The 10,000-nt window shown below is 48.3% G+C and carries 11 protein-coding genes and 1 pseudogene; 11 read left to right on the top strand and 1 reads right to left on the bottom strand.

Features of this window, described 5'->3' with window-relative positions; genetic code table 11:
• The 9 genes and pseudogenes from LDL40_RS07295 to LDL40_RS07255 form a co-directional block, all read left to right on the top strand.
• Positions 1–616, top strand: a pseudogene (locus LDL40_RS07295) (hypothetical protein); the annotation flags it as partial.
• A complete protein-coding gene (locus LDL40_RS07290; RefSeq protein ID WP_300994574.1) occupies positions 591–1,283 on the top strand; it encodes a TenA family transcriptional regulator in 693 nt (230 codons plus the stop codon). The pseudogene LDL40_RS07295 and the gene LDL40_RS07290, both read left to right, overlap by 26 nt.
• A complete protein-coding gene (locus tag LDL40_RS07285; RefSeq protein ID WP_300994573.1) occupies positions 1,280–2,065 on the top strand; it encodes an SDR family oxidoreductase in 786 nt (261 codons plus the stop codon). The genes LDL40_RS07290 and LDL40_RS07285 overlap by 4 nt, the downstream gene beginning before the upstream one ends.
• Before the next feature lie 10 nt (positions 2,066–2,075).
• Positions 2,076–2,723, top strand: coding sequence for a tetratricopeptide repeat protein (locus LDL40_RS07280; protein WP_300994572.1), 648 nt, complete (start codon positions 2,076–2,078; stop codon positions 2,721–2,723).
• Positions 2,724–2,830: 107 nt separating this feature from the next.
• A complete protein-coding gene (locus tag LDL40_RS07275; protein WP_300994571.1) occupies positions 2,831–3,502 on the top strand; it encodes a response regulator in 672 nt (223 codons plus the stop codon).
• Positions 3,503–3,514: 12 nt separating this feature from the next.
• Positions 3,515–4,816, top strand: coding sequence for an ATP-binding protein (locus tag LDL40_RS07270; RefSeq protein WP_300994570.1), 1,302 nt, complete (start codon positions 3,515–3,517; stop codon positions 4,814–4,816).
• Positions 4,817–4,840: 24 nt separating this feature from the next.
• Positions 4,841–5,224 carry a cupredoxin domain-containing protein gene (locus tag LDL40_RS07265; RefSeq protein ID WP_300994569.1) on the top strand — a complete coding sequence of 128 codons (384 nt, stop codon included), beginning with the start codon at positions 4,841–4,843 and terminating at the stop codon, positions 5,222–5,224.
• Positions 5,214–5,945 (top strand): hypothetical protein, encoded by a 732-nt coding sequence (locus tag LDL40_RS07260; protein WP_300994568.1) that lies wholly within the window; start codon positions 5,214–5,216, stop codon positions 5,943–5,945. Before LDL40_RS07265 ends, LDL40_RS07260 begins: the two co-directional genes overlap by 11 nt.
• A complete protein-coding gene (locus LDL40_RS07255; RefSeq protein WP_300994567.1) occupies positions 5,942–6,667 on the top strand; it encodes a hypothetical protein in 726 nt (241 codons plus the stop codon). Before LDL40_RS07260 ends, LDL40_RS07255 begins: the two co-directional genes overlap by 4 nt.
• 38 nt (positions 6,668–6,705) lie before the next feature.
• On the opposite strand, the gene LDL40_RS07250 is transcribed toward LDL40_RS07255, so the two are convergent.
• The gene (locus LDL40_RS07250) at positions 6,706–7,260 is read right to left on the bottom strand and encodes a TetR/AcrR family transcriptional regulator (protein WP_300994566.1); all 555 of its coding nucleotides are present in this window, start codon (positions 7,258–7,260) and stop codon (positions 6,706–6,708) included.
• Between the two features lie 169 nt (positions 7,261–7,429).
• Between LDL40_RS07250 and LDL40_RS07245 the strand changes: the two genes are divergently transcribed.
• Together LDL40_RS07245 and LDL40_RS07240 are read left to right on the top strand one after the other, a co-directional pair.
• Positions 7,430–8,587, top strand: coding sequence for an efflux RND transporter periplasmic adaptor subunit (locus tag LDL40_RS07245; protein WP_300994565.1), 1,158 nt, complete (start codon positions 7,430–7,432; stop codon positions 8,585–8,587).
• Between the two features lie 10 nt (positions 8,588–8,597).
• Positions 8,598–10,000, top strand: a 1,403-nt coding sequence (locus LDL40_RS07240) for an efflux RND transporter permease subunit (protein WP_300994563.1), incomplete at its 3' end; no start/stop codon positions are given.

Genomic DNA, 10,000 nt, shown 5'->3' with positions numbered 1-10,000 from the left:
GGTGGCTTTGTCTACGGCAGACGCCCGTCAGAGTACTGCTTTAGAACTGGAACTGGTAGGCACAGCTTTAGCGCATCGCGATATCGAAATTATTGATGGCGAAATTGTAGTTAAACAAGCATTTCTGGGCTATTTGGCGGAGCCGTCTTCAGCCAGTGACAAAGTCTTTACCGGGGATTTAGGTGAAGTAGACGCTCAGGGCAGGTTACGCATTTTGGGGCGACGTAAAAACTTACTGATTTCCAGCCTCGGGCGCAATATTTCGCCCGAATGGCCAGAAGCCTTACTGACTCAAAGTGGTTTGATCCGGCAGGCTGTCTTGGTTGGTGATGCTCAGCCTTATTGTGCTGCTCTATTGTATCTGTCTAACCCTGACGCAGCGCCACTGGTGCCCGCTTATCTGGACAAAGTGAACCAGGAGTTACCTGATTATGCTCAGATTAAACGCTATCAGCTGTTAACACAGCCTCTGTCTGTTGCAGATGGAACTTTGACAGCCAATGGCCGGCCACGTCGCGCTGAAGTCGTCAAAAAGTACCAAAATGATATCCACGCTTTATTTGTTTCTAACACTGTAATTGGAGAATCCTATGAGTTTTTATCAAACGCTGGTTAATGCCACTGAACAAGAGCGTGCTTATTTACTGGATGCTCCGATGATCCGCCGCACTTTTGCGGGTGACTTTACGCTGGATCACTATGTGGCCTTTTTAAATCAGGCGTATCACCATGTTAAACATACAGTACCGTTGCTGATGTCTGTTGGTGCTTTGTTGCCAGAGTCAAAAGAATGGTTGCGTGAAGCTGTAGCTGAATATATTGAAGAAGAACTGGGCCACCAGGAGTGGGTACTGAATGATATTGCTGCTTGTGGTTATGACAAAGAGCAAGCACGCACCAGCACTCCGGCTTTTGCAACTGAGTTAATGGTGTCTTATGCCTATGATTCGGTGCGCCGTGTCAATCCACTGTGCTTTTTTGGCATGGTGCTGGTGCTCGAAGGCACGTCTATAGCATTAGCAGAGCAAGCGGCCAGTAAAATTGCCGGAACCTTGCAGTTACCACGTAAAGCTTTTAGCTACCTGAATTCTCATGGTGCTTTGGATCAAGACCATATCAAATTCTTCGAAAGTTTAATGAATAAGATCACAGACCCTGCCGAACAGGCGCTGATTATTCACAGTGCTAAACGGTTTTTCCACTTGTATGGTGATGTATTCCGTAGCTTGGAGCAACCTCATGGTTTGAGTAAAAAAGTGGCCGCAGAGGAGGTCTTGGCATGAGCGTTTTAGCAGGCAAAACTGTGCTGCTGACTGGGGCTACCGGAGGTATAGGTGCAGAAGTCGCCAGACAGTTAAGTGGAGAGGGGGCCCGCTTGATTTTGACCGGACGATCTGTCGAAAAGTTACGCAGCCTGCAAAACCAGTTAGCTGCTGAAACATTGGTTTTCCCCTGCGATCTGACCAGCGAAACTGATCAGCAAGCTTTACTGCAGTTTTGCCAAAAACAGGGGGGCATAGATGTACTGATTAATAATGCCGGCATCAGTCAGTTTGGTTTATGTCAGCAGCAGCAGTTTGGCGATCTGGTCAGTATTAATCTGCTGGTCCCCATGCAACTGTGTCAGTTGTTTTTGCCTATGTTGCGGCAGCACCAGGGCCAGATTGTCAACGTGGGCTCAGCTTTTGGCAGTATTGGCCATCCCGGCTTTACTGGCTATTGTGCTACTAAGTTTGGTTTGCGGGGTTTCACCGAAGCGTTGCAGCGTGAGCTGGCAGAAAGCGGTATACAAGTGAAGTACTTTGCACCACGTGCGACTGAAACCTCAATTAATTCCACAGAAGTGGTGCAGTTAAACCAGCAGCTTGGCAACAGCATGGATAGCCCGCAGTGGGTCGCAGAGCAACTGATTAAGCAGTTGAAGTCTAACGATTTACGCCGTTTTCTTGGCTGGCCTGAGCGGATTTTTGTCCGTCTCAATGGGATTTTCCCGGCGCTGGTGGATATGGGGTTAAAAAGTAAGTTAACACTAATTGAATTAATGGCTGTGGGCAAAAACCACTAACGAGGCAGACATGAACAAAATATCGAAAAAATTAGTATTGATCCCGGTTTTCTTGCTGACGCTGACAGCAAAGGCCGATGTACTGCAGGATATTAAACCTCTGCAGGACCGCTGGGCTGAAGTGAACTACAGCATGACAGAGGAGCAAAAAGAGAAGGCTTATCCTGAGTTGTTAAAGCAAGCTGATGCGGTAGTTGCTTCGAATGCAGACAAAGCCGAAGCCTTGATTTGGCGCGGTATTATTAAATCCAGCTATGCCGGAGTCAAAGGTGGCTTAGGTGCTATGTCACTGGCTGAAGAATCCAAAGCCGATCTGGAAGCTGCCCTTAAGATAGATAGCCAGGCCTTACAAGGCTCGGCTTACACAAGTTTAGGTGTGCTCTACTATAAAGTCCCGGGCTGGCCTATTGGTTTTGGCAGTGACAAAAATGCTAAGCAGATGCTGGAAAAAGCTCTGAGTATTAACCCTCAAGGTATTGATCCTAATTATTTTTATGCTGAATTTTTAACAGAAGAACGCGACTATAAAGCCGCCATGAGTTACATTGAAAAGGCAAAACAAGCCGCACCTCGTCCTGATCGTCTAAGTGCCGATCAAGGGCGGTTACAGGAAATTGCGGCATTGGAAGCCAAAGTAGCGAAAAAATTAAAACGTTAATTTGTAAAACGCAGTGGCGTGGGCTTATCCACGCCCGTCTCACATTACAATCAGATGCTGTTTAGGGCTTGCCCCTTTCGCATTCAGGTTCAGATAAAGGGGCATGTATGAGACTGTTGTTAGTCGAAGATGACTTAGATTTGGCTAAAGGATTGGTGCTCGCTTTGTCCAGCCAGGGCTTTGCGGTCAATCATGTTAGTTTAGGTCAACATGCCTTGAGTAGTATCAAAGCGAGAGACTGTGATGCTGTGATCCTGGATTTAGGCTTGCCGGATATGGACGGTCTTGATGTGTTAAAACAGAGCCGCCAAAAAGACACGCATTTGCCCGTTCTGGTATTAACCGCCCGCGATGGCGTTGATGACAGGATCCGTGGATTAGATTTAGGTGCTGATGATTATCTGGTCAAACCTTTTGCCATGCCCGAGTTATTTGCCCGATTGCGGGTCATAGAACGGCGGATGGGGACAGCGGCGACGCATTTAATTAAGTTACAGCAGGTGGAACTGGATACCAGCGCGCATTTAGCCCGGGTGGATGGCGAGACTGTCAACTTGTCACGCCGTGAATATATGTTACTGAAAGAGTTAATGGAGTCGGCAGGACGAATTAAAACCCGTGAGCAGCTTGAAGCCAGTTTATATGCCTGGGGTGAAGAAGTCGCAAGCAACGCGCTTGAAGTGCATATTTCCAATTTACGGAAAAAGTTGCCAAAAGATTTTATTAAAACCTTACGTGGTGTGGGCTACAGCGTCAGTGCAACCCCTGCATCAGTCTGATATGAGTAAAGTATGAGATCCTTGCGTCGGTATTTAGTGACAGTGCTGATTGCGCTTTTTACGCTGATCAGTTTTGTGGCTGCTCTGCAAAGCTATAAGCAAAGCGCCAGCAGGGCCGAAGCTTTGTTTGATCAGGATTTGCAAGTGCTGGCGTCCAGCTTATCGCAGCAATACCAGGGCGGATCTCAGCAAGAACTTGGTTTGGCCCTCCAGGTCTGGCAAAAAGGTGAGCTGGTGTATCGCAGTGCGTTGGCCCCCAAGAGTTCAATGTCAGACAGCGAAGGCTTTAGTGAGCATAATTTCGGCGGTAAAAGATGGCGGGTGTTTCGGCAGACGCCGACAGATTTGTTGACCATCATAGTGGCTCAGCCGTTAAAACAACGACAACAATTGGCGGATGAAGTCATTACCGCTTCTATTTACCCAGTGGTGTTGAGTTTGCCGCTGCAGGCGTTGCTCATTTGGCTGGTCGTCAGTAAGGCATTATCACCTATTAACAGATTCTCAGCCCAACTCTCCTCGAAAAAAGCCAATGACTTAAGTCCGGTTGTTTTAGAACAGGTGCCTGCAGAGCTGGATCAAATGCTGAAAACAACCAATCAATTGTTTGCCCGATTAGCCGATGCTTTTGACAGAGAAAAACGTTTTGCCTCTGATGTGGCGCATGAACTGCGCACTCCTTTAAGCGTATTACAGGTTAACTTGCATAACGCATCAGCACGCTGGCAACAATCAGGCATCAGTGATCCGGAAGGTTCAATGCTGGCGTTACAGGCTGGTGTAGAGCGGATGAGTACTCTGATAGAACAAATTATGCTGTTAAACCGTACCAACCCAGAGCACTTTCAGGCACGAACAGACCAATTGGACTTAGCGGGATTATGTCGTCAGGTGGTAGCAGATTGGTACCCACAAATTGAGCAAAAACAACAACAAATAGAGCTTTTAGGTGTAGAGCATTTAACATTAAGAGGTGATGCTTTTGCGTTGCGTTTGCTGGTCAGCAATCTGGTTGGCAATGCCAGTAAATACACCCAGGTGGGAGGTTGTATTCAAATTGAGTTGTCTGTTGAGCAGGACAAAGCCGTGCTGGTCGTTCAGGATAATGGCCCTGGTATAGCGCCGAGTGAGTACAGCCGGGTGTTTGACAGGTTTTACCGGGTAGGGGGTGACAGACATCAATCCGGCACTGTAGGCTCGGGTTTGGGGTTGGCGATAGTGCGGGATATAGTGGCTTTGCATCAAGGGCGGATCAGTCTTGGCGCCGCAGATTTTAGTAGTGGATTAAAAGTGACAGTGGAACTGCCCCTGTGAAAAAAAACAGTTGAGAGAACACAGTTGAGAAAAAACAGGAAAAAGGTATTACCCATTACGCCTCTGTTAATGCTGGCTTTGACTCTGCCCGTAGTGGCGGAGCAAAGTGTATTTGAGCTGCATATTAAAGATCATCTGTTTCAGCCTTCAGTGCTTTACGTGCCGGCAGGAGAAAAAATGAAATTGCTGGTATTTAATCAGGATCCCTCACCTGAAGAGTTCGAGAGTTTCAGTTTAAACCGTGAAAAAGTGATTTTGGGCAAAGGCAAAGCCACCTTATTTATTGGTCCACTGGAACCCGGGAAATATGAATTTTTTGGCGAGTACAATCCTGACAGTGCGCAAGGAGTATTGATAGCTCTGCCTGAGCAGGAATGGCTGCAGCACAAGGCTAAACATGCTGATTAATACGGTTCTGATGTTTTTACGCGAATTGCTGCCGCTGTGCTTGTTGCTGGCGACTCTGCTGGTATGGCACCGTAGCCTTTGGCGTCACTTTGCTCTGTATTTCGTCCTGCCTTCAGCGCTGATGTTATGCCTGATTAGCCTGCAGATGGTATGGATCTCGGAATTGCTGGATGGTCTTGGACTGGAGTTTTTGTATAGCTTTTTATATCTGAGCTGTTTTGCTTTGTTGTGTGTGGCTGCCAGAAAGACCAGCTATGCACTCTGGGGTTCAGCACTTGCCGCGGCTTGTCTGTTCAGTATCAGTGGCAGTAATTTGTTGCTTTATATCTGGTTGCCTACACAAACAGAAAACACTCCTGCAGATCTGGTGCTAGGTTCAGCCCTGGGGGTGGGGATCGGCGCTAGCATAGCCGTGCTTTGGTATTACTTGCTGACTGAACTGAAGTTGTGGCGTCACCAGAGTTTCGCCTTGCTGCTGTCTTTCACTGGAGCCCGGCAGGTGATGATGGCGTCGGCTTTACTGATACAATCCGATTGGTTAGTAGCAGGTCCGCAGCTTTGGCAAACTGAACAGTTGCTGTCGGAACAATCCGAATTGGGGTTCTTTTTGCAGGCGCTGATGGGTTATGAAGCCACACCCGGTTTATCTCAGCTGTTACTGTATATGGTGTGTTTAGTGCTCTTGTTCTGGTGTTGCAGCTTTATGGAGAAAAAAAGATGAAGCTTTACAGCAAAAAGGCGGTGATAAAGGCTTTGTGCTTTGTTTGTCTTGGTAGCAGCACTTTGGCTTTGGCCGATGGCCGGGTTGTGGACAAAGTCTATCATCCCTATGTGCAACCGCTGGAACGCAGTTTTGAATATCGCTATTTTTATCAGCGTCAGGCCGATCATCCGGACAATAACGCTATGGGACAAAAACTGGGCTACGGTTTTTCTGTCGCTGAGCGTGCTGCGCTGGAAATTTATGCGATAGCAGACAGGGTAAGCCCGGAAGATTACAAGTTATCTGGTTATGAGCTTGAGCTACGCTGGATGTTGACAGAGCAAGGCCAATACAGCGCTGACTGGGGGATGCTGTTTGAGCTGGAACGGCAAAATAATCAGGATAACTATGAATTCACTACAGGGCTTTTAATGGAAAAAGAATTTGGCCCAACCAGTCTGACCTTAAACGCTCTGGCCGTGTACGAATGGGGCAAAACATTAGATCCTGAGTGGGAAAGTGAATTCCGCGCCCAGTACCGTTACCGTTGGTTACCCGCAGTGCAGCCGGCTATCGAGCTTTATGCCGGTGAAAACTATAAAGGTGCAGGCCCAAGCCTGATGGGGGTACATAAGTTTGACAGACAAGAGCAACTGAAATGGGAGCTGGCCGTGATAGTGGCTATCGACAATCAAACCGTCGATCGCACTTTACGCTTTGCATTGGAGTATGAGTTTTGATAGCGCAACCTAAGCAGAAGCCTGGCTCCTGATGGTGCTTACAGCCTCTGCGCGCCGGTTAAAAACATTTTTTCCATAGTATCCAGCATATCTTTACGGGCGATCCGGCCTGAGCGTTCAGCATTCAACAGGGCGGATAACATACCTATCATCAACTCAGATAAGGCCGCTGCGCTGATGTCGATCCGAAAAAAACCTTCCTGTTGGCCACGTAAAAAAAACTTATCAAAAAGCATTTCATATTCCACCCAGCGATGACCCTGAGCTGATGCTTCCAGCAGCTGGGGCTCCCAGGTATTGGACACAAAAACAAAAAGTTCTTTGTGGTTCAAATGACCTTCAATCAAAGCGCGGAAGGCTTGAGGAACAGGGGCTGTGTCCAGCTCAGCTGCGGCAATAACCAAATCAAACTGGCGCACAGATTCAGAAAACAAACGTTCTATGATGTTATCCCGGGTTGGGCACATCCGATACAAAGTAGCTTTGCTGACACCAACAGCTTTGGCCAACTCCAGCAAAGATGCTCTGGGGTTGTCGACCATGGCCATAGCAACAGCCAACAACAAAGGCTCTGTAGCTTCACTTTTTGTCATCATCTTATCCATATCAACACAACAGCACTGAGCATTCTACTCGGTTCAGTGCTGGTAATCACTATACTTCTGCAATTTAAAAGAATCAAATGAATCCAAGTTGATTCATTTGATTCTTGGTGGTATCGTGCATTCCTTCAAATTAAGCGGGTTAAGTGAGGTAGTGGTGATGGGGAAGGGGAAGAATCTGCTGGCTATCACTTTGGCCATGATCCTGATTGGTTGTACCCCAGAGCCTGCGGCTGAAACCGGCTCTGAGGTGAAAACCGCTGATGCCCTGGTGGTGACAAAGGCACCGCTGCATATCACCGAAGATTTGCCGGGACGAGTGGTTGCGGTTCGTCAGGCGGAAGTGCGTGCCCGTGTTGCGGGAATTGTGCTCAAACGTGAATTTGCCGAAGGAAGTCTGGTCAGTGCTGGTCAGGTTTTATTCCAGCTCGATCCTGCCCCTCTACGAGTGGCGCTGGCAAAGGCCCAGGCTGAACTTGCAAAAGCCAAAGCAGCCCAGCAAGAAGCCGACGATCTGCTGAGGCGATATAAACCACTACTGGCCACAGCTACAGTCAGTCAGCATCAATTTGATAACGCAAAAACCAACCTGCTCAGCGCAGCTGCCGCAGTGCAGGCTGCAGAGGCGGATCTGGACAATGCCACACTCAATCTGAGCTACAGCAGAGTCACAGCTCCTATTGCAGGCCGCATTGGCAGAGCTTTAGTCAGTGAAGGTGCGTTAGTGGGGCAGAATGAGGCGACTCAACTGGCCGTCATTCATCAGCTGGACCCTGTGTACGTTGATATGAATTTATCGTCAGGCGCTGAAATGCAACGCCAGCAAAGCATAAAGCAAGGTCATGCTCAGGTGGTCAATCAATTGAATATTCTGGATAACGCCGGGCAGCCAGCTCAGCAGGGACAGGTATTATTCGCCGAAAGTCAGGTCGATCAAAACACCGGAACTTTAACGCTCAGAGCCGAATTTGCCAACAAAGATCAGCAGTTGTTACCCGGCATGTATGTCAAAGTCCGGACCCGGCTTGGTTTTGTGCCAGATGCTATTCTGATACCACAGCGCGCTTTGAGCCGGGATCATCAGGGGCAGCAATGGGTCTGGGTACAGAATAAGAATGGTGAAGCTGAACCCAGGGAAGTCCGCACTGGCGTGATGGTAGGGAAGGATTGGCAGATCACTGCAGGTCTTGCTGCAGGCGATATTGTGCTGACCAGCGCCACCTCACAGCTACAATCTGGAGATAAAGTTCAGGTGCAGCTGGCTGATGATCTGAAGCATGCAGCTGCTACAGCCTCTCCCGTTTCCGGTTCACTTTGAGATCAATCACATGTCTGAGTTTTTTATATCCCGCCCAAAATTTGCCTGGGTCGTGGCCATTTTTATCAGCATGGCAGGGCTTTTCGCCTTGCCTTATCTGCCTGTTGCTCAGTTTCCTGTGGTCGCGCCACCGCAAATTATTGTAACTGCAACTTACCCTGGAGCTTCTGCTGAGGTGATGGTGGAGTCTGTGACCTCTGTGATAGAAGAAGAGCTCAATGGCATCAAAGATATGCTTTATTTTGAGTCGTCCATTGGTTCGTCCGGTTCTTCGGATATTACAGTCACCTTCAAACCCGGAACCTCTGTTGCTGTCGCTCAGATGGAAGTGCAGAACAGCCTGAAAAAAGCCGAATCAAGGTTACCGGCCGCTGTGACTCAGCAAGGCTTACAAGTGGAGGAGTCCAGTGCTGGTTTTCTGATGTTTTACGCCCTAAGTTACAAAGAGGATGATGCCTCTAAATCCATGGTGGCCTTGTCTGAGTTTGCCACCCGTTCGCTAAATAAAGAAATACGCAGGGTAGAGGGTGTAGGAAAGCTGCAATTTTTCTCCTCAGAAGCCGCGATGCGAGTCTGGCTGGATACACAAAAGCTGGTGTCTTACGGTTTGTCTGTTGAGGATGTCAGTAGTGCGATCCGGACTCAAAATATTCAGGTGCCTGCCGGAAGTTTTGGCAGCAGTCCTGGCAACACAGAGCAGGAAGTCAGTGCATCTATAGTGCTGGATGGCACGCTTAAAACAGTGGAAGACTTTGGCCAGATCCTGCTCAGAACCACATCTAACGGCGCGGCGCTTTACCTCAAAGACGTGGCTCGTATAGAAATTGGCATGCAAGATTACAATTTCAATACCAGGCTCAATGGTAAAAATGCGGTTATAGCGGCCATTCAGTTGGCGCCAGGTGCCAATGCTATCCGTACCGTAGATGCAGTCAAAGTCAGATTAGATCAGTTGAGTCAGTATCTGCCGTCCGATATGGAACTGTCAGTGCCTTATGACACCTCAAGGTTTGTCAAAGCGGCTATTGAGAAAGTGGTGTACACCTTACTGGAAGCCATAGCTCTGGTTTTTCTGGTGATGTTACTGTTTTTGCAAAACCTGCGTTATACGCTGATCCCAATACTGGTAGTACCGGTTTGTCTGATGGGGACCTTAGCTGTGATGTACCTGCTAGGCTTTTCCGTCAATATGATGACGATGTTTGGTATGGTACTGGCCATAGGTATTCTGGTGGACGATGCCATAGTGGTGGTTGAAAACGTCGATCGCCTGATGCTGGAAGAGGGACTGACGCCTAAGCAAGCGACGCAAAAGGCCATGAAGCAGGTGTCAGGTGCCATAATGGGCATCACGCTGGTGCTGAGCGCGGTATTTTTACCTTTGGCCTTTATGAGTGGTTCAGTCGGCGTTAT

Source organism: Rheinheimera sp. (assembly GCF_020217005.1).
Taxonomy (GTDB): Bacteria; Pseudomonadota; Gammaproteobacteria; order Enterobacterales; family Alteromonadaceae; genus Pararheinheimera.
The sequence above is the reverse complement of the archived record's forward strand: the minus strand, read 5'-3'. Positions and strand labels throughout refer to the sequence as shown.

Coding starts and splice junctions, on each gene's coding strand:
- LDL40_RS07285 (WP_300994573.1), top strand. CDS start 1,280: ATGAGCGTTTTAGCAGGCAAAACTGTGCTGCTGACTGGGGCTACCGGA.
- LDL40_RS07290 (WP_300994574.1), top strand. CDS start 591: ATGAGTTTTTATCAAACGCTGGTTAATGCCACTGAACAAGAGCGTGCT.
- LDL40_RS07255 (WP_300994567.1), top strand. CDS start 5,942: ATGAAGCTTTACAGCAAAAAGGCGGTGATAAAGGCTTTGTGCTTTGTT.
- LDL40_RS07245 (WP_300994565.1), top strand. CDS start 7,430: ATGGGGAAGGGGAAGAATCTGCTGGCTATCACTTTGGCCATGATCCTG.
- LDL40_RS07250 (WP_300994566.1), bottom strand. CDS start 7,260: ATGACAAAAAGTGAAGCTACAGAGCCTTTGTTGTTGGCTGTTGCTATG.
- LDL40_RS07280 (WP_300994572.1), top strand. CDS start 2,076: ATGAACAAAATATCGAAAAAATTAGTATTGATCCCGGTTTTCTTGCTG.
- LDL40_RS07260 (WP_300994568.1), top strand. CDS start 5,214: ATGCTGATTAATACGGTTCTGATGTTTTTACGCGAATTGCTGCCGCTG.
- LDL40_RS07270 (WP_300994570.1), top strand. CDS start 3,515: ATGAGATCCTTGCGTCGGTATTTAGTGACAGTGCTGATTGCGCTTTTT.
- LDL40_RS07275 (WP_300994571.1), top strand. CDS start 2,831: ATGAGACTGTTGTTAGTCGAAGATGACTTAGATTTGGCTAAAGGATTG.